16 protein-coding genes and 2 pseudogenes are annotated in these 18,615 nt (G+C 46.6%); 9 read left to right on the top strand and 9 right to left on the bottom strand.

Annotated elements, in window-relative coordinates; all coding sequences use genetic code 11:
* The first annotated feature begins 48 nt into the window (after positions 1-48).
* The 6 genes and pseudogenes from aroQ (at position 49) to PKF022_RS01135 (ending at position 4,973) form a co-directional block, all read left to right on the top strand.
* Positions 49-498 carry a type II 3-dehydroquinate dehydratase gene (aroQ, locus tag PKF022_RS01160; protein ID WP_281776868.1) on the top strand — a complete coding sequence of 150 codons (450 nt, stop codon included), beginning with the start codon at positions 49-51 and terminating at the stop codon, positions 496-498.
* A gap of 36 nt (positions 499-534) precedes the next feature.
* Entirely contained in the window at positions 535-999 is a 465-nt protein-coding gene (accB, locus tag PKF022_RS01155; RefSeq protein WP_216231225.1) for an acetyl-CoA carboxylase biotin carboxyl carrier protein, read from the top strand.
* Between the two features lie 51 nt (positions 1,000-1,050).
* On the top strand, positions 1,051-2,415 hold the full coding sequence (accC, locus tag PKF022_RS01150) for an acetyl-CoA carboxylase biotin carboxylase subunit (RefSeq protein ID WP_281776867.1): 1,365 nt from the start codon (positions 1,051-1,053) through the stop codon (positions 2,413-2,415).
* A 16-nt stretch (positions 2,416-2,431) separates the two neighbouring features.
* Positions 2,432-3,352, top strand: a pseudogene (prmA, locus tag PKF022_RS01145) (50S ribosomal protein L11 methyltransferase); the annotation flags it as partial.
* 93 nt (positions 3,353-3,445) lie between these two features.
* Positions 3,446-3,961 carry a DUF3426 domain-containing protein gene (locus tag PKF022_RS01140; RefSeq protein WP_281777448.1) on the top strand — a complete coding sequence of 172 codons (516 nt, stop codon included), beginning with the start codon at positions 3,446-3,448 and terminating at the stop codon, positions 3,959-3,961.
* Positions 3,962-4,013: 52 nt separating this feature from the next.
* On the top strand, positions 4,014-4,973 hold the full coding sequence (locus PKF022_RS01135; RefSeq protein WP_281776866.1) for a carbohydrate kinase family protein: 960 nt from the start codon (positions 4,014-4,016) through the stop codon (positions 4,971-4,973).
* Between the two features lie 215 nt (positions 4,974-5,188).
* Here the strand turns inward: PKF022_RS01135 and PKF022_RS01130 are convergent, their stop codons facing one another.
* The 5 genes from PKF022_RS01130 to ccsA all read right to left on the bottom strand — a co-directional run bounded on the left by PKF022_RS01130 (position 5,189) and on the right by ccsA (position 11,982).
* Positions 5,189-5,503, bottom strand: a complete 315-nt coding sequence (locus tag PKF022_RS01130) for a hypothetical protein (protein WP_255532790.1) — start codon at positions 5,501-5,503, stop codon at positions 5,189-5,191.
* A 333-nt stretch (positions 5,504-5,836) separates the two neighbouring features.
* Entirely contained in the window at positions 5,837-7,021 is a 1,185-nt protein-coding gene (locus PKF022_RS01125) for a ribonucleotide-diphosphate reductase subunit beta (protein ID WP_281776865.1), read from the bottom strand.
* Positions 7,022-7,065: 44 nt separating this feature from the next.
* Positions 7,066-10,038 carry a ribonucleoside-diphosphate reductase subunit alpha gene (locus PKF022_RS01120; RefSeq protein WP_281776864.1) on the bottom strand — a complete coding sequence of 991 codons (2,973 nt, stop codon included), beginning with the start codon at positions 10,036-10,038 and terminating at the stop codon, positions 7,066-7,068.
* 273 nt (positions 10,039-10,311) lie between these two features.
* Positions 10,312-11,130 carry a 1,6-anhydro-N-acetylmuramyl-L-alanine amidase AmpD gene (gene ampD / locus PKF022_RS01115; RefSeq protein ID WP_281776863.1) on the bottom strand — a complete coding sequence of 273 codons (819 nt, stop codon included), beginning with the start codon at positions 11,128-11,130 and terminating at the stop codon, positions 10,312-10,314.
* A 3-nt stretch (positions 11,131-11,133) separates the two neighbouring features.
* Complete coding sequence (gene ccsA / locus PKF022_RS01110; RefSeq protein ID WP_281776862.1) at positions 11,134-11,982, bottom strand: cytochrome c biogenesis protein CcsA; 849 nt, start codon at positions 11,980-11,982, stop codon at positions 11,134-11,136.
* A gap of 20 nt (positions 11,983-12,002) precedes the next feature.
* On the opposite strand from ccsA, the gene ffh reads away from it, so the two are divergent.
* Entirely contained in the window at positions 12,003-13,385 is a 1,383-nt protein-coding gene (ffh, locus tag PKF022_RS01105; protein WP_281776861.1) for a signal recognition particle protein, read from the top strand.
* Positions 13,386-13,404: 19 nt separating this feature from the next.
* On the opposite strand, the gene PKF022_RS01100 is transcribed toward ffh, so the two are convergent.
* Positions 13,405-15,147, bottom strand: coding sequence for a proline--tRNA ligase (locus PKF022_RS01100; RefSeq protein WP_281776860.1), 1,743 nt, complete (start codon positions 15,145-15,147; stop codon positions 13,405-13,407).
* Between the two features lie 48 nt (positions 15,148-15,195).
* Between PKF022_RS01100 and PKF022_RS01095 the strand changes: the two genes are divergently transcribed.
* Positions 15,196-15,795, top strand: a complete 600-nt coding sequence (locus tag PKF022_RS01095) for an RNA pyrophosphohydrolase (RefSeq protein WP_281776859.1) — start codon at positions 15,196-15,198, stop codon at positions 15,793-15,795.
* Positions 15,792-16,364, top strand: coding sequence for a CNP1-like family protein (locus tag PKF022_RS01090; protein ID WP_216231215.1), 573 nt, complete (start codon positions 15,792-15,794; stop codon positions 16,362-16,364). The genes PKF022_RS01095 and PKF022_RS01090 overlap by 4 nt, the downstream gene beginning before the upstream one ends.
* Positions 16,365-16,366: 2 nt before the next feature.
* On the opposite strand, the pseudogene proB reads toward PKF022_RS01090, so the two are convergent.
* The 3 genes and pseudogenes from proB to rpmA all read right to left on the bottom strand — a co-directional run.
* Positions 16,367-17,143, bottom strand: a pseudogene (gene proB / locus PKF022_RS01085) (glutamate 5-kinase); the annotation flags it as partial.
* 21 nt (positions 17,144-17,164) lie between these two features.
* Positions 17,165-18,253, bottom strand: a complete 1,089-nt coding sequence (gene obgE, locus PKF022_RS01080; protein ID WP_216231213.1) for a GTPase ObgE — start codon at positions 18,251-18,253, stop codon at positions 17,165-17,167.
* An 87-nt stretch (positions 18,254-18,340) separates the two neighbouring features.
* On the bottom strand, positions 18,341-18,601 hold the full coding sequence (gene rpmA / locus PKF022_RS01075) for a 50S ribosomal protein L27 (protein ID WP_011902041.1): 261 nt from the start codon (positions 18,599-18,601) through the stop codon (positions 18,341-18,343).
* Positions 18,602-18,615: the final 14 nt, after the last annotated feature.

The raw sequence follows: 18,615 nt of genomic DNA, 5'->3' as shown, positions 1-18,615 counted from the left end.
AGCCTAAACCGTCAATTAACGCTTAACTGCCTCTAAAAACAGGGATCTATGTCGAAAAAAGCTTCAATTCTCGTAATTCAGGGCCCAAACCTAAACCTATTAGGCACCCGTGAACCCGATGTTTACGGCAAAACAACTCTGGAAGACATTCATCAAAAGCTGGGAGAGTTAGCCAAAGCTCAGTCTGTTGATTTGGAGACCTATCAAAGCAATCATGAAGGTGAGTTAATTGATCGCATTCAAAAAGCAAAGGTAGATGGGGTTGATTTCATCATCATCAACCCAGGTGCATTTACCCACACTAGCGTTGCTCTTCGGGATGTTCTAGCGGGTGTAGCCATCCCATTTATCGAAATTCATTTATCCAATATTCACCAACGTGAAGAATTCCGTAAGCACTCCTACCTATCCGATATCGCGACGGGAGTGATTTGTGGACTTGGCGCGATTGGTTATGAATTGGCGCTCCAAGCAGCTATTACACGTCTAAAGAAGTAAATCTATTTAAAGAATTACAAGAGAGGAAGCACTCGTATGGATCTGAGAAAACTAAAAACCTTGATCGACTTAGTCTCTGAATCAGGTATTTCTGAGTTAGAAGTAAATGAAGGCGAAGATCGCGTTCGCATCGTCAACGCCGGATCTCCAGCTCCTGCTGGCCAAATGGTTTATGCCAATCCGGCACCAGCACCCTCTCTTCAGGCTGCCCCAGTTCCTAATTCTCCTGCCCCAGTAGCGGCTGTTGAAGCTCCCGCTACTGAAACTGGTTTTGTTGCGAAGTCTCCAATGGTGGGTACTTTCTATCGAGCACCAAATCCAGAGTCTCCAAACTTCGTCAGCATTGGCGATACCGTCAAAGTAGGTCAAACCCTTTGCATTATTGAAGCAATGAAGTTGCTCAATGAAATTGAGTCTGAAAAAGCAGGTGTGATCAAAGAAATTCTGTGTGAAAACGGTCAAGGTGTTGAATTTGACCAACCTCTTTTCATCATCGCCTAATAGATCAACTTAGATCCATTCCAATTCACCGTTACTTAACTCAGAGCCGACATGTTCGATAAGATTCTGATTGCCAATCGGGGAGAAATTGCTCTCCGCATCCAACGCGCATGCCGCGAGTTGGGAATTAAAACTGTGGTGGTGTATTCAACCGCAGATAAAGAAGCCAAATATGTGAGGCTCGCTGATGAAGCGGTGTGCATTGGACCAGCGCCGTCTCCGCTAAGCTATCTCAATATGCCAGCGATTATTTCTGCAGCAGAGGTAACCGATGCAGAGGCAATTCACCCTGGATATGGCTTCCTTTCCGAAAACGCTGACTTTGCAGAACGTGTTGAGAAATCTGGCTTTGCCTTTATCGGACCTACGGCAGCATCTATTCGTTTAATGGGCGACAAGGTTTCTGCTAAACGCGCCATGATTAAAGCGGGTGTGCCTTGCGTTCCCGGATCTGAAGGTGCTCTTCCTGATAATCCAAAAGAGATCGTTGCAGCAGCAAAAAAAGTAGGTTACCCAGTCATTATTAAAGCGGCTGGTGGTGGTGGTGGACGCGGTATGCGCGTGGTTCACACTGAAGCGCACTTAATCAATGCGGTGAATATGACTCGCGAAGAAGCTGGTCGCGCCTTTGGCAACCCAGAAGTCTATATGGAGAAGTTTTTAGAAAAACCTCGACACGTAGAGATTCAAATTCTGGCTGATACCCATGGCAACGCGATTTGGCTGGGTGAACGCGATTGCTCCATGCAGCGTCGTCACCAAAAAGTGATTGAGGAAGCTCCGGCACCCGGCATTGATCGCCGTCTAATCGCCAAAATTGGTGAGCGTTGCGCAGAAGCTTGTCGCAAGATTGGTTACCGCGGCGCAGGCACATTCGAATTTCTTTATGAAAACGGTGAGTTCTTCTTCATTGAGATGAATACCCGTGTTCAAGTAGAGCACCCGGTTACTGAAATGATTACGGGCGTGGACATTGTTCAAGAGCAGATTCGTATTGCTGCTGGCCTAAAACTCAGTTATCGCCAGAAAGATATCGTTTTCCGTGGACATGCCATTGAGTGCCGCTTAAATGCTGAAGATCCATTCAAATTCACTCCAAGCCCAGGCAAGATTGGTTCTTTCCATATGCCGGGCGGTCCTGGCATTCGCGTCGACTCACATGCTTATAGCGGTTATGTGGTGCCCTCCAATTACGACTCCATGATTGGCAAACTCATTTCTTACGGCAATACTCGCGAGCAAGCCATTCGTCGTATGCAAATTGCTTTGTCCGAAATGGTGATCGATGGAATTACAACCAACGTGCCACTTCATCGTGAACTGATGCTTGATCCCAACTTCATTGAAGGCGGCACCAGCATTCATTACTTGGAGCATCGCTTAGAAGAGCAAGCTGCAAGTCGCGGTAAATCTTAATTAATGCAGGCGCCTGATGTCTTATCGTGAGCTGGTATTCACGGTAGCAGCTGAAATCGCAGAACCTCTGGGTGATGCGCTTTTGGAATTGGGCGCCCTATCAGTCACTGTTGAAGACGACGCCGCTGGCGGATACGATGAAAATCCTCTCTATGGTGAGCCGGGACTTTCTCCAGAAGTACAAGCCTGGGATCGATCCGCTGTAACCGCTCTCTTTAATCCCGATATTGATGCATCGGGTTCCGCAATTTTTATTCCTGAGTTGCTGGAATCCCTTAAAGAGGCCGGCTTCCAGTTAGCGCCTCCTCAAGAAAAAACGGTTGAAGAACAAGACTGGGTCAGACTCACGCAAAGTCAATTTGCCCCCATTCAGATTGGTGAACGCATTTGGGTAGTACCTTCATGGCACGATGCACCAAGTGATCCGAATGCGATTTGTCTCGCCGTTGATCCCGGACTTGCCTTTGGCACAGGCAGTCATCCCACTACGCATTTATGCCTACTTTGGCTTGAACAACAAGGTAATTTACAAAACCAAAGCCTCTTGGATTACGGTTGTGGCTCTGGAATTTTGGCAATTGCTGCGGCAAAGCTGGGTTGCAATCCCGTCATCGGTACTGATATCGACCCCCAAGCTATGGTTGCGGCTCGCAGCAATGCTGAGATTAATCACACCACTATTCGCTTTGTGCTGCCAAACGAAGGTGCGGTTGAACTCGCCGCTGAGACCAAATACGACATCGTGATGGCTAATATTTTGGCCAACCCTCTTCAAGTTCTTGCGCCCGCACTCGTTAATAAGATGAAAGTGGGCGGCAGCATAGTTTTATCGGGAGTTCTTGCCCGCCAAGCTGAGGAGGTAATTGCCACATACAGTCAATGGCTCAAACTCTCAGTCTGGAAAGAGAGTGAAGGTTGGGTTTGCCTACATGGCACCCTAAACAAAGATAAACAGAGCGGCACAGATACTGCTTTTGTTGCACCTGCTCAAAAAAAAAGTTTTAAGTTAGCCCTTTACGCTGTTTTCTTGGTGCTCTTACTTGTTTTTGGAGAGCATCTCTCAAGAAATGCATTACTTCCTGCAATCGCTCCACGCGTGGATGGAACATCTAATGCGATTTCTGTAAACGCATTCCAAGTTTTACAGCGCATTGATGCAAAACTTTGTAGCGCACTAGGATGTCTAGATCGCGCTGTAAGCGATTTTGCAGCCTGGAAAATAACTTCGGCTGCACTTTTACCAGAAAACGTGCGAGAAGGCCTTAAAAGCCCCGCAAATCAATCTCTATTGCAAGTTGAAATACAAAATCGTCTTGCGATTGCTGCTTTACCGCCAAATTTAGAAATTACTCTGACAGATGCAGAAGAATCTGAAATCAAATCACTGCAATTTTCTCCGCAAGAGTGGATTCCTCAAACTTGGCAAGACACGCACCCAGACGTTTTGAAAAAAGGTATTCCCTCAGGTGAGCTATTACAGATTGAATTACCAATCAACTTGCCACCCAATGCTGCAGGCTATCGCGTGCGGGTGCTTTACCCTTAAATCCATTGATTAACATCACCTTTACCTCCTATTTCTATAAAGAAAGTAATTTATGGCTAGCTTGATCTGTGGCTCTATTGCCTACGACACCATCATGAACTTTGTAGGCAAATTTGCCGATCAGATTCTGCCTGAGCAAATTCACATCCTGAACGTAGCCTTCCTGGTTCCAACAATGCGTCGAGAATTTGGTGGTTGTGCTGGCAATATTGCCTATAACCTGAACCTTTTGGGTGGCGACCCCATCATCATGGCGACCGTTGGAGGAGATGCTGCTCCATATATGACACGTCTTGAACAGCTGCAAATTGATGCCAGCCATATTCGCCAGATCCAGAATGCTTTTACCGCACAAGCAATGATCACAACCGATCAGGCCAATAATCAGATTACGGCTTTTCATCCAGGAGCAATGGGCGAGTCACACCTCAACCAAGTGTCTGCTGTAATAGCTGAGCGCAGTAAGAACGCTAAAGGTGAGGCTAAATTAGGAATTGTTGCCCCCGATGGTCGCCAAGGTATGTGGGAGCATTGCCATCAGTTGGCTGATGCCAATATTCCATTTATTTTTGATCCAGGCCAAGGCTTACCAATGTTTAATGGTCCAGAGCTTCTAGAGCTCGTTGACATCGCGAGCTACCTTGCCGTAAACGACTATGAGGGGGAAATGCTTTCTCAAAGAACGGGTTTAAGTTTGGCAAAAGTAGCTGAACGCGTTAAAGCGCTCATCGTTACCAAGGGTGCTGAAGGTGCCGACATCTACTTTGAAGGCAAATGCATTGCCATTCCACCTGTACCAGCAGCGAAAGTGGTTGATCCAACTGGTTGTGGTGACGCATTCCGGGGTGGTTTACTGTTTGGATTGGAAAATGGCATGGATTGGGAAACTACCGGTCGCCTAGCCAGCCTCATGGGTTCAATCAAAATTACCCATCAAGGACCACAAAATCACCAACTCAGCAAAGATCAGATCGCCGAGCAATTTAAAACGGCTTTTGGGTTCAGCTTCTAAGGACCTCTCCGACTCCAGCCCGAGTCATCCAAATTTAGGAAATAAAAAAAGGGGTCTCGTGAGAGACCCCTTCTAGTAACACCCGTCCAATTAAGGACGTGTGCCAGTTGGGAAGGGCCAAGCAGCGGCAGGATTCAACGCACTAGTCGCTGGTGCAGCTTTCTTAGCCGCGGGCTTTTTTACAGCAGAGCCCGCTTTCTTCGCAGCAGGCTTACTTACTTTTTTTTTGCTACGCGCTTTTTAGCAACCTTTTTTGCAGCTTTTTTAGCAGCAGGCTTTTTAGCCGCAGCTTTTTTCTTAGCAGCAGGACGCTTTTTAGCTACTTTTTTAGCAGCTGGCTTTTTAGCAGCAGCTTTTTTAGCAGCAGGACGCTTTTTAGCTACTTTTTTAGCAGCAGGCTTCTTAGCAGCTACTTTTTTCTTAGCAGCAGGCTTCTTTTTAGCTACTTTTTTAGCAGCTGGTTTCTTTGCAGCTACTTTTTTCTTAGCAGCTGGTTTCTTTGCAGCAGGTTTTTTCTTGGCAGTTGCCATAGTATTGCTCCTTCACGTGAGGATTAGTACAAACTACATTAAGAAGACCCGACCACTCATTTCCGCCTGGTTTTGCAACCTTTTGGATCTGACGAGCGAGCCATTCATCGGCGCGCGGCTTGATGCTAAGTGCTGCACGCTAATGAATCCTGGAAAAAAAGCCGTGGCCCCGAAGGACAACGGCTTCTTAAATGTGCTGGAAAAAATAGAGAGAGTAGCCCAGGCACCCTTGAGCAAGGGTTTTCGGATTTGAGTCTGGTTTTGCTGACTTCTAAAACTATCCAACCGTCTAATCTCCTATTTAGCCAGTTGTGCGCTTTAATGCTTGCCCAACTACTCCCAACTAAGCGCACCACCGGTTTGATACTCAATAACGCGTGTCTCAAAAAAGTTTCGTTCTTTTTTCAGATCAATCATTTCTGACATCCATGGAAATGGATTCTCTTCATTTGGGAACATCGCGTCAAGTCCTATTTGCAAACATCTGCGATTACAAATGTATCTTAGGTACCCTTTGAACATCGGAGCATTCAATCCGAGCACTCCGCGAGGCATAGTATCTTCGGCATAACGGTACTCTAATTCGACCGCTTTTTCGAAGATCGATTTGATCTCGTCTTTGAACGCGGAAGTCCATAACTGCGGGTTCTCCAGCTTGATTTGGTTAATCAAATCGATACCAAAATTGCAGTGCATAGACTCATCGCGAAGGATGTATTGATACTGCTCAGCAGCACCCGTCATTTTGTTTTGACGACCCATTGCAAGTATTTGCGTAAAACCAACATAAAAGAACAAACCTTCCATCACACAAGCAAAAACAATTAGTGATCGGAGCAAAGTTTGGTCAGCTTCAAGCGTGCCAGTCTTGAAATTTGGGTTGGTAAGCACATCAATATAAGGAATCAAGAACTCATCTTTGGCACGAATTGACTCAATCTCGTTGTACGCATTAAAGATTTCAGACTGATCTAAGCCCAAAGATTCCACAATATATTGGTACGCGTGGGTATGAATTGCCTCTTCAAAAGCCTGGCGCAATAGGTATTGGCGGCATTCTGGGGCAGTAATGTGGCGATATGTACCCAAAACAATGTTGTTTGCAGCCAAAGAATCAGCAGTCGTAAAGAAACCAAGGTTGCGCTTAATAATGCGACGCTCATCTTCGGTCAGACCATTTGGATCTTTCCAAAGCGCAATATCGCGGTTCATATTGATCTCTTGTGGCATCCAGTGGTTTGCACAACCTGCCAAATACTTCTCCCAAGCCCATTTGTACTTAAATGGAACTAACTGATTTACGTCAGTCTTAGCATTAATCACGCGCTTATCGGCAGCATTTACACGCAAGGCTGCGCCGCCAGATGTATTAGCGGCCGCTACTGGCGCAGGTGCTGCAGCTTGTGGTGCCATTGCCACTTGATCTGGCTGTGGACGTTGTGGCTCCACTGCAACCGGCTGCGGTGCAAGACCAGCTTTCGCTAGTGCTGGAGCAACTTCCTCTTCCCAATTCAACATAACTTTCTCCTAATTCTTCTATTTATGACCAATAAGCGAATGGCTTATTGGCATGCTTCACATTCTTCGAAACCAGCGTCGCCTGGGCGCATTGTGCAAACTGGACCATCAGCTTCGACTCCACCGGCAGCAGCTGCATCAGTACCGTTGACACCGCCGCCACTAGAAACTGAGTTCAACTGGCCACTAGCAACAGTTGATTTCTCAACGTGGGTTGCAGCCATAGTGCGGAGGTAATAAGTAGTCTTCAAGCCGCGCAACCAAGCCAACTTATAGGTGTCGTCCAGTTTCTTGCCAGAAGCACCGGCCATGTAGATATTCAATGACTGCGCTTGGTCAATCCATTTTTGACGACGTGAAGCCGCTTCAACCAACCAAGTTGGCTCAACTTCAAACGCTGTTGCATATAAATCGCGTAAATCCTGAGGAATACGATCGATCTTAGACAAAGTGCCATCAAAGTACTTCAAATCGGCAATCATGACTTCATCCCAGAGGCCGCGATCCTTCAAATCACGCACCAAGTACTCGTTAACCACTGTGAATTCGCCAGAAAGATTAGATTTCACAAACAAGTTCTGGAATGTAGGCTCGATACAAGCGGAAACACCAATGATGTTTGAAATCGTTGCAGTTGGCGCAATTGCCACGCAATTCGAGTTACGCATACCGTGTTGCTTAATACGTGCACGCAAACCACTCCAGTCCATAGTGGAGGAGTTGTCTACTTCTACGTAGCCGCCGCGCTCAGCCGCCAACATTGCTACTGAATCCTGCGGGAGGATGCCGCGATCCCATAAGGAGCCTTTGTAGGTGCTGTAAACGCCACGTTCTTCAGCCAACTCATTGGATGCTTGATAAGCGTAGTAGCAAACCGCTTCCATAGAAGAATCTGCAAACTTCACAGCCTCATCGCTAGCGTAAGGAATGCGCTGCATATGCAAGCAATCCTGGAAACCCATGATGCCCATACCAACTGGACGGTGCTTTAAGTTTGAGTTACGAGCCTTAGCAACTGCGTAGTAGTTGATATCAATCACGTTATCCAGCATACGCATTGCAGTGCGTACGGTTCTTTGGAGCTTCTCGTGATCCAAAATCATCTTGCCATTGGCATCGGTAGTCATGTGAGCAGTTAAGTTCACAGAACCCAAGTTACAAACCGCAATCTCAGTCTCGTTGGTATTGAGGGTGATCTCAGTACAGAGGTTAGAAGAGTGCACCACACCAATATGCTGCTGTGGGCTACGGATGTTGCAAGGGTCTTTGAAAGTGATCCATGGGTGGCCAGTTTCAAACAACATGCCAAGCATCTTGCGCCACAATTGCTGCGCCGGAATACGGCGGAATGGCTTCAATTCGCCACGGTCTGCTTTTTGCTCATAAGCAACATAAGCTTCTTCAAAGGCTCTACCAAATTTGTCATGTAAGTCAGGGGTATTGGATGGTGAGAACAATGTCCAATCGCCACCTTCCATCACACGCTTCATGAACAAGTCTGGAATCCAGTTAGAGGTGTTCATATCATGTGTACGACGACGATCATCACCGGTGTTCTTGCGCAACTCCAAGAACTCTTCAATATCTAAATGCCATGTTTCCAAGTAGGCGCAAACCGCGCCCTTACGCTTACCACCTTGGTTGACAGCAACAGCAGTGTCATTCACCACTTTCAAGAATGGCACGACACCTTGTGACTTACCGTTAGTGCCCTTGATATGACTACCCAATGCACGAACATTGGTCCAGTCGTTACCCAAGCCGCCAGCAAACTTAGATAACAAAGCATTTTCTTTCAATGCTTCGTAGATGCCATCAAGGTCATCATCCACAGTCGTCAAGTAGCAGCTTGAGAGCTGTGGACGGGTTGTGGCTGAATTGAACAATGTTGGCGTGCTGGACATGAAATCAAAAGTAGAGAGGATTTCATAGAACTCGATAGCACGACGTTCACGATCCATCTCATTCAAAGCCAAGCCCATTGCAACGCGCATAAAGAATGCCTGTGGCATTTCAATGCGACGCTCTTCAATATGCAAGAAATAGCGGTCATACAAAGTTTGCAAACCAAGGTAATTGAACTGCAAGTCACGACTCGCATTCAAGGCTGCAGCCAAGCGTGGCAAGTCGAACTCACGCATGCGTGGGTCCAATAACTCCGCAGAAATACCTTCGTTGATGTACTTAGCGAAATAGGTGCCGTACTCAGCTTGAGTATCACCTTGTAATACTTCCTTGCCAAAAATTTCTTTACGAATCACATGCATCAAGATGCGCGCTGTTACTTGGCTATACGCAGGATCTTTTTCAATCAAAGTACGTGAAGCCAAAATCGCAGAGTCATACACCTGCGCCATTGGCACGCCATCGTACAAATTCTTAATGGTTTCAGTAATGATTGGGGTGGCATCAATATGCGTGCCTAACCCCTCACAGGCAGCTTCGATGACGGTACGCAAAGCAGCCATATCCAGCCACTTCTCAACACCGTTATCAGTCACTTTAATGCCGGACTCACCAGCCTGATTAGCTGTTTGTGCTTCTTGCGAAACTTCTTGCTGAGCAGCACGTTCTTGGTTGCGCTTTTCACGATAAAGAACATACGCGCGAGCAACGTTGTGCTCGCCGCTACGCATCAAAGCCAATTCAACTTGGTCTTGAATATCTTCAATGTGGAAAGTGCCGCCATTTGGACGACTACGCAACAATGCACGCACAACAGAGTGAGTCAATTGCTCTACTTGTTCACGCACACGTGCAGAAGCGGCGCCCTGGCCGCCATTAACTGCTAAAAACGCCTTAGTTACAGCAATGGCAATTTTGGATGGTTCAAACGCAACAACTGATCCGTTGCGGCGAATAATTTTGTAATCAGACAATTGGGTTGCCTGAGTACCACCAACACCACCGGCAACAAAACCGGCAGAAGGAGCTTGGTTAATAGCTCCTGCAGGACTCATTCCTGGATTATTAGCACCAGTTGGTTGGCCTGCTGTTTGTGGATTAGCGTATGTCATGTTGCTCCTGCGTCTATATATAGTTATTTGGACAAAATATCGTTAAAAAACAATGGGGTATTGCTGGATTCAAACACTACATCTAGTGTCTTGAAGTGCATTAGGCACTAAGTATAGGGAAATATTTAGTATTTGGTAAGCTATTTATTACAAATATTTACTAGTACTTTTACTAGGTTTTCCCCTAATTTTGAGGTCATTTTGGTGCGGATTTTTTTGCCCTTTTTAGACAAAGGCTGTAAAAGTAAGCGTACGCTCACATACAAAAAAAGCTTACCGAGGGTCTAGCCCGTATGGCAGTTTTTTGGCGGAAATTCCTGTCTCTTTTTGGAACTTTTTCCAATCAAAAAATATTCCAGGATCTGTTTTTCGCTCCGGGGCGATGTCGCTATGTCCAGCAAATTGCAAATCAGGATAAGTGCCTGTCAATTTCTGAATAAGGTTAGCCAATACTTGATATTGAGTGGGCTCAAATGGCGTATCACCATCACCCTCTAATTCAATACCAATAGAGAAGTCATTGCATTTTTCCCTGCCCAGAAATTCAGAGACCCCGGCATGCCATGCCTTTTTTTGAGTGGACACAAACTGTACCAAAGCGCCAGAGCGTGTAATCAAAAAATGACTGGAGACCTTTTGAGCAGCAATCTCCGCAAAATAGGCATGTTCATTTGGGTTTAGCTTGTTTTGAAAAAAATCCACGATGTACTGACTGGATTCTCGCTGCCTGAATTCCCCGGGTGGAAGGCTAATGTGATGAATCACCGCTAAGTCGGGCTGAATATTTTCAGGCCTGACATCTTGGTTGGGTGACATACGCCACTGCGCATCACCAATCCAACCTTCTGAATCCAACTCATGAAAATCATCTTTCGAACAATAAAAACGTCCGTCATGACTAATTGCCTCTGATTGTGGAAGATGTACTTTGCAATACTGACACTGCACCATAGCCTCAGGACCAACAGCCTTCTCAGCCTTATTTTTATTGGGTTTTGGAGGATTTTCTGCATTGCGCTTAGCCTGCTTTTTACCTTTAATCCAAAGATAAACAAGGCCAGCGCCTGCAAATAATAAAAGCCACTTAAACAAGAATTATGTTCTCTGCAAAATAACTTCAAGCACAAAGCGACTGCCTACATAAGCAAGCAGTAAAGCCGTATAAGCACTTAATACCCAGCGAATGGCTGCTCTGCCGCGCAAGCCCACTCGCCAGCGAGCCAGAAGTAAGCCAGCAAATAAAAACCACGATATCAAAGCAAAAATGGTTTTGTGATCAAACACCAGTGGCTTACCAAAGAGCGTTTGGGAAAAGAGTAAACCGGAGAAGACTGTCAAACTCAATAATGCAAAACCAACGTAGAGCAAGTTAAACAGGAGGCTTTCCATGGTCATTAGTGGTGGAAGGTCTTCGAGCCAATGCGCAAAACGGCTATTAGGAACAATGGCTAGCTGACGATGTAAAGCGCGATCTTGCACACTCATGAGTATGGCATGCATGGCTGCCAAACTTAATAGACCCACTGCGACTGTTGCCACAACAAAATGACCTTTAAACCAGGGATCCGAAACAGCCTTAGGCGATATCAAAACGCCGGGAAATACGTTAGGAAGAAATGCGCAAACAAGCGCAAACATTAAGGCCATCCAACGCAAACTGGAAATAGGCAAAAACCAAGATTGGAACCAGTAAAAAGCTAGGCCAACCCAAGCAATCAAAGACAAATCTTGCGCAAAACCAAATACGAAGCCTTGAGGGGTGAATACGGAGTCATGCAGTTGTACCCCATGAATCACCAAAATCACAAAAATGGCAGCCTGCACGAGGGCGCTTGAGAGCCGAGACTCCACGCCGCTCTTGGCTTTGAAGCTCAAAACAAGCAAAAGCGCTAAATAAAGTGCGGAAGGGAGCCAACCGGAACTTGAGTAACCTAAAATATCCATCTGGAAAGTCTAATCGATAAATGCTAGAAAACCTCACCGACCGCCTATCTCGCGTTGTTAAAACAATGCGGGGTCAAGCCCGCCTCACTGAAGCCAATACCGCTGAAATGCTGCGGGAAATCCGTTTAGCCCTATTAGAGGCTGACGTAGCACTGCCTGTAGTGAAGTCTTTGCTTGAGCAAATTAAATTTAAAGCCCTTGGCGAGGAAGTGGTTGGCAGCCTGAGTCCTGGTCAAGCATTGGTTGGCGTAGTCCAACGCGAGCTAGCCCAAGTAATGAGGGGCGATACCAATCAAAGAGGCGAACTCAATTTAGCAACCCAGCCACCTGCAGTGATATTGATGGCGGGTTTACAAGGTGCGGGCAAAACGACCTCTGTAGGGAAACTGGCAAAGTGGTTGCAAGAGAAAAAGAAGAAGAAAGTTCTCACGGTTTCTTGTGACGTCTATCGTCCAGCAGCGATTGAGCAATTAGAAACCGTTACCAAACAAGTTGGCGCTGAGTTTTTCCCAAGCAACATTAGTCAAAAACCAAATGACATCGCGCTTGCCGCACTTGACTGGGCAAGGCGCCATTACTTCGACGTAGTGCTGGTGGATACCGCAGGTCGCCTTGGTATTGATGAGGCGCTGATGCAAGAAATCAAAACCTTGCATGCCAGCCTCAACCCAATTGAAACCTTATTTGTAGTAGATGCAATGCTCGGCCAAGATGCGGTCAATACTGCCAAGGCCTTCCACGAAGCGCTGCCATTAACCGGCGTGATTCTCACGAAGTTAGATGGTGACTCTCGTGGCGGCGCAGCACTCTCCGTTCGCCAAGTAACCGGTGTACCGCTCAAATTTATTGGTGTCGCCGAAAAGATGGATGGCCTAGAGGCGTTTGATGCAGAACGCATGGCTAACCGAATCTTGGGTATGGGCGATATTCTGGCCCTGGTCGAGCAAGCTCAACAGCACGTTGACGTTGCTAAAGCAGAAAAATTAGCCAGCAAGATTTCTAAAGGTGGTTTTGATCTTGAAGACTTCCGCGATCAGTTAATGCAAATGCAAAAGATGGGTGGCATGGCCAGCCTGATGGATAAATTGCCAAGTCAGATGGCGCAAGCCGCCTCTAAAACTAATTTAAGTAATGCCGATAAACAAACCACGCGCATGCGTGGAATTATTGACAGCATGACCCCTCAAGAACGCAGAAAGCCAGAACTGCTCAAAGCTAGTCGCAAACGTCGTATTGCTGCAGGCTCCGGTGTGGAAGTTCAAGAAATTAATCGCCTGCTTGCTCAGTTTGAGCAAATGCAAACCATGATGAAGCAATTTAAAGGTGGAAAAATGGCGCGCACCATGGCAAGCATGGCTGCAAAAGGAGCCGCCAAGGGTATTAGCGGACTCTTCAAAAAATAATTAAATCCGAAAATAAAACTTAAGAGATAGATTGTTTGGCTGCTTGAACTGCGGCAATCACTTTATCTTTAATTTGCGCTAATGGAATATTTTGAGACTCAGCATCAGTGCGTCCTTTGAATTCCACTTGAGCATCTGCCAAACCACGATCACCAACCACTACTCGGAATGGTGCCCCGATTAACTCCCAGTCTGCAAACATCGCCCCTGGACGCTCATTGCGGTCATCTAGAATGACATCGACACCTGCTGCCAATAGCTCGTCATGCAATTGGTCGCATGCAGCCTTCACCGCTTTTGACTTTTCGTAACCCATTGGGCAGATGACCACCTCAAATGGTGCCATTGAGATAGGCCAGATAATGCCCTTTTCATCATGTCCTTGCTCGATAGCGGCACCAAGCAAGCGCGTTACACCAATACCATAGCAACCCATCACCATGGGCTGAGCTTTACCTTGCTGATCTAAGTAGGTGCATCCCATCGCTTCTGAATAGCGTGTGCCCAATTGGAATACGTGACCCACTTCAATGCCGCGGCATATATCAACTACACCTTTGCCATCTGGAGAAGGATCACCAATGACGGCATTACGAATATCCAATACCAAAGGCTCCGGTAAATCGCGACCCCAATTGACACCAGTTAAATGATGCCCGGCATCATTTGCGCCGCAAACAAAATCTGCCATATTAGCAACGGTGCGATCAGCAACTACGGTCACATCAGCACTCACTCCAACCGGGCCTAAGTAACCTGCAGGCGCATTACAAGCTTGCTTGATTTCCGCTTCGGTAGCAAAACGAGATTCGGCCATGCCAGGAATCTTGCTTGCCTTTACCTCATTGAGCTCGTGATCACCGCGCACCAATAACAGAAAGAGTTTTGCGGGGCCGCTTTCTTGATCTGCAGCAAACAACAATGATTTAACGGTAGACTCAATCGGAATATTTAAGAACTTTGCTACATCGGCACAGTTTGTTTTATCCGGTGTTGGTACCTTACTTATTGCCGCAGATGCTGCAGCACGACTAGCGATCAACGCCAATGATTCTGCCGCTTCCAAGTTCGCGGCGTAGCCTGAATCAGGGCAATAGACAATCGCATCCTCACCAGTATCGGCAATCACATGGAACTCTTGACTACCGGATCCACCAATCGCACCATTATCTGCAGTTACTGCGCGGAACTGTAAACCCATACGTTTGAAGATGCGGGTGTATGCATCAAACATGATTTGATAAGACTTTTTTAAGCCTTCAGTATCGCGATCAAATGAGTAAGCATCTTTCATGCTGAACTCACGACCACGCATGATGCCAAAACGAGGACGACGCTCATCACGGAACTTGGTTTGAATTTGATAGAAGTTCACTGGCAGCTGTTTATAACTCTTAATCTCATTTCGAGCCAAATCAGTAATCACCTCTTCAGAGGTTGGCTGAATTAAGAAATCACGATCGTGGCGATCTTTGATGCGCAGCAACTCAGGACCCATCTTTTCCCAGCGGCCCGTCTCTTGCCATAATTCAGCTGGCTGAATCATTGGCATTAGCAATTCGATGGAGCCAGCACGGTTCATTTCTTCGCGAATGATGTTTTCCACCTTGCGAATCACTTTCAAACCCAGAGGCAAATAGTTGTAGACGCCAGCGCTTAACTTGCGAATTAAACCTGCTCGCACCATGAGTTTGTGCGAAACCACCTCAGCATCAGAGGGGGCTTCTTTGAGCGTGGCAAGAAATGATTGTGAGGCTTTCATGTATGGATATAATCAAATCATTGATTTTAAAGGATTTGAGGCACGATCATGCTTGACCGTGAAGGGTATCGCCCGAATGTCGGCATTGTCCTCCTCAACAGCCGCAACGAGGTTTTCTGGGGAAAACGCGTTGGGCAGCATTCGTGGCAGTTCCCGCAGGGCGGGATTCAGCATGGTGAAAGCCCTGAACAGGCTATGTACCGCGAATTGCACGAGGAGGTGGGCTTACTGCCGGAACATGTCCAGATTATTGGACGGACCAGGGATTGGCTTCGTTACGACGTCCCTGAGGAATATTTGCGCCGCCAAAACTCCACCCGCGTTCATAGAGCCGCTTATCGTGGTCAAAAACAAATTTGGTTTCTCTTGCGTTTAGTAGGTCTAGATAGCGATATTCAATTACGCGCATCAGAACACCCCGAGTTTGATGCTTGGCGTTGGGTACCATTCTGGATTCAACTTGATGCAGTCATTGGCTTTAAGCGCGAAGTCTATCAACTAGCATTATCAGAATTGGCGCGTTATCTTTCTCGGGGTCTGCGCATGCAGCAACTAGCCTGGGGCACGCCGTTAGATATCTTCCAGTCTTTATATGCCGACAATGAAGATCAACCTAAATCTTCAGAAAAATCAGACAAACAAAAATGAAAAAGCTATTTTCCAGACTGGCTGTGTACCTGCAATGCCTCATCTTAGCTGTGGGTTTAGCAGCCTGCGCTGGAGATCCACTACAAAGTGGCTTGGATCCTTTTGCACCCATGGTGTTTAAAGAGGGCACAACAACCATGCCACTGAATCCACCGAACCCAAAAACCCTGTTGCCGTTCTATGTCTCCCAACGCACCATTTTCAAGTTTGCAGTAGATACGGATTCCATATTGATTGGTGCGGATGGTATTACACGCTACATCGTAGTGATTACCAATCCAAGTGGTGGTCAGCAGACCCAGTACGAAGGTATTCGTTGCGATTCATATCAGTGGCGCCTTTATGGCACCTTTGAAAGTAGTGGCTGGAAAGAAAATCCTCTGAGTAGCTGGCAAAAAATTCATAGTGATATTCCAAATCGCTATCAGGCTGCTTTAGCTCAAGGCGCTTTTTGCGACTTCAATAATCAAGAAAAAAATATCAAGACGATCTTGAATTCTCTCAACCCAAATGGATTTACTGGCGGCACAAAACCCAGCAATTCAATGGGTCAAATCATTGGTTATTAACGCGCGTTAAGGTGGGTTCCAATCTTCTCGCCTTTGACTAGGCGAGTCAGCACATTAGGCTCACGTCCTGAGGCAATGACGGTGGCTGCACCCGTTTTGACCGCGATCTTGGCAGCCAAGACCTTGGTCAACATGCCGCCCTTACTCAATTCGCTAGCAGCTCCACCAGCCATTTTTTCTAAGACGGGATCACCAGCAACAGCATCCGTCAATAATGTAGCGTCAGGATTTTGACGTGGATCAGCGGTAAAAAGACCGCCCTGGTCAGTCAAAATAATCAAAAGATCTGCATGAATTAAATTAGTTACTAATGCCGCAAGGCTATCGTTGTCGCCAAATTTAATTTCATCAGTTACTACTGTGTCATTCTCATTAATAATCGGAACGACACCCAATTTCAGAAGAGTATCTAAGGTGCCCCTAGCATTTGCGTTTCGTTCAGCATCTGCCAAGTCTGCATTAGTCAGGAGAATCTGAGCGCTACGCAAATTAAATCGCGCAAAACAACTTTCATATACCTGTACCAAACCCATTTGGCCAACTGCAGCAGCTGCTTGTAATTGGTGTATTTCTTGTGGACGCTTAGTCCAGCCTAAGCGTTGCATTCCTTCAGCAATAGCGCCAGAGCTCACCATCAATACTTCGTGGCCATCCTTTAGCAGGCCAGCCATTTGCTCAGCCCACATGGCAATCGCAGCATGATCTAAGCCCTCACCATTATTGGTGACGAGACTAGAGCCTACTTTGACAACAATTCGTTGGGATTTTTTAGCATTCATAACAAAGAACAAATGAAATATTTAATCTGGTTTTTTATCTTCTAACTGATCTTTATACCGAGGATCTTGCGCACGCTCATCAGCATCATCACGATCACGGCGTACGGAATCCAAATAATCCTGCAAAGAGTAACAAAGCTTATCGCAACCCATGCCAGTCAAAGCGGAAATCTCAAAAACAGGACCTTTCCACTTAAACTTTTTCACAAAGTCTGCAACAACCTTTTTGCGATCCTCTTCCGGAATCATATCGACCTTGTTGAGCACCAACCAACGTGGCTTCTCAACTAAAGCTTCATCGTACTTACGTAACTCATTCACAATGGCTACAGCATCTGCTACTGGATCAACATTCGCATCAAATGGAGCAATGTCCACCAAATGTAAAAGCACACCAGTGCGCTGCAAGTGCCTTAAGAAACGATGGCCAAGGCCAGCACCCTCTGCGGCACCCTCAATTAATCCAGGAATATCGGCAATCACAAAGCTTCGTTCGGCACCCACACGCACCACACCCAGGTTTGGATGCAAAGTGGTAAATGGATAATCGGCAATCTTTGGACGCGCATTTGAAACTGCAGTAATCAATGTTGACTTGCCGGCATTAGGCATACCCAACAAACCAACGTCGGCTAACACCTTAAGCTCCAACTTCAACTTACGGCGCTCGCCAGGTTTGCCGTTCGTCTTTTGACGTGGCGCTCTGTTCGTGCTGCTCTTAAAGTGAATATTGCCCCAACCACCAACACCACCTTGCGCCAAGCAAAGGCGCTCACCATGGGTTGTTAAGTCAGCAATGGGTTCACCTGTTTCGTAATCAGAAATAATGGTACCAACTGGCATACGCAGTTCAATATCATCTCCAGCACGACCATAACAATCGGCACCACGGCCAGGCTCACCATTTTTTGCAGTGTGCGTTTTTGCGTAGCGGTAATCAATCAAAGTGTTGATATTGCGATCGGCAGTTGCCCACACGCTACCACCCTTACCGCCATCTCCACCGTCAGGACCGCCAAATTCAATGAACTTTTCACGGCGCATAGAGGCGCTTCCGGCACCGCCTTGCCCGGCAATCACTTCGATACGTGCTTCGTCTATAAATTTCATGAATAAAAAAGGCCTCGCTTAGCGAGGCCTGTTCCTAAGAGTTAAATTCGGAATAAATCTGAATCAAACGTGTCTCAGTCAGGCGCCTTATGAACGAGGCAAGACTGAAACTTGGGCCTTCTTCAAAGCACCCTTAACGCCAAATTCCACTTGGCCGTCAATTAAGGCGAACAAAGTGTGATCTTTACCAATACCAACGTTTGCACCTGGATGAACACGTGTGCCACGTTGACGAATGATGATGCTGCCAGCATTGATATGCTCGCCGCCAAATACCTTAACGCCTAGACGTTTCGATTCTGAGTCGCGACCATTTCGTGTTGAGCCGCCGCCTTTTTTCTGTGCCATATCTTTCTCCTACC

The organism is Polynucleobacter sp. KF022 (genome assembly GCF_027924105.1).
In the GTDB taxonomy this organism is placed as follows: Bacteria; Pseudomonadota; Gammaproteobacteria; order Burkholderiales; family Burkholderiaceae; genus Polynucleobacter.
The sequence above is the reverse complement of the archived record's forward strand: the minus strand, read 5'-3'. Positions and strand labels throughout refer to the sequence as shown.

Bases quoted from the DNA above. Each gene is read 5' to 3' on its own strand.
- PKF022_RS01090 (WP_216231215.1), top strand. From the start codon at position 15,792: ATGAAAAAGCTATTTTCCAGACTGGCTGTGTACCTGCAATGCCTCATC.
- PKF022_RS01130 (WP_255532790.1), bottom strand. From the start codon at position 5,503: ATGGCAACTGCCAAGAAAAAACCTGCTGCAAAGAAACCAGCTGCTAAG.
- ccsA (WP_281776862.1), bottom strand. From the start codon at position 11,982: ATGGATATTTTAGGTTACTCAAGTTCCGGTTGGCTCCCTTCCGCACTT.
- accB (WP_216231225.1), top strand. From the start codon at position 535: ATGGATCTGAGAAAACTAAAAACCTTGATCGACTTAGTCTCTGAATCA.
- rpmA (WP_011902041.1), bottom strand. From the start codon at position 18,601: ATGGCACAGAAAAAAGGCGGCGGCTCAACACGAAATGGTCGCGACTCA.
- accC (WP_281776867.1), top strand. From the start codon at position 1,051: ATGTTCGATAAGATTCTGATTGCCAATCGGGGAGAAATTGCTCTCCGC.
- PKF022_RS01125 (WP_281776865.1), bottom strand. From the start codon at position 7,021: ATGTTGAATTGGGAAGAGGAAGTTGCTCCAGCACTAGCGAAAGCTGGT.
- obgE (WP_216231213.1), bottom strand. From the start codon at position 18,253: ATGAAATTTATAGACGAAGCACGTATCGAAGTGATTGCCGGGCAAGGC.
- PKF022_RS01135 (WP_281776866.1), top strand. From the start codon at position 4,014: ATGGCTAGCTTGATCTGTGGCTCTATTGCCTACGACACCATCATGAAC.
- PKF022_RS01120 (WP_281776864.1), bottom strand. From the start codon at position 10,038: ATGACATACGCTAATCCACAAACAGCAGGCCAACCAACTGGTGCTAAT.
- ffh (WP_281776861.1), top strand. From the start codon at position 12,003: ATGCTAGAAAACCTCACCGACCGCCTATCTCGCGTTGTTAAAACAATG.
- PKF022_RS01095 (WP_281776859.1), top strand. From the start codon at position 15,196: ATGCTTGACCGTGAAGGGTATCGCCCGAATGTCGGCATTGTCCTCCTC.
- PKF022_RS01100 (WP_281776860.1), bottom strand. From the start codon at position 15,147: ATGAAAGCCTCACAATCATTTCTTGCCACGCTCAAAGAAGCCCCCTCT.
- aroQ (WP_281776868.1), top strand. From the start codon at position 49: ATGTCGAAAAAAGCTTCAATTCTCGTAATTCAGGGCCCAAACCTAAAC.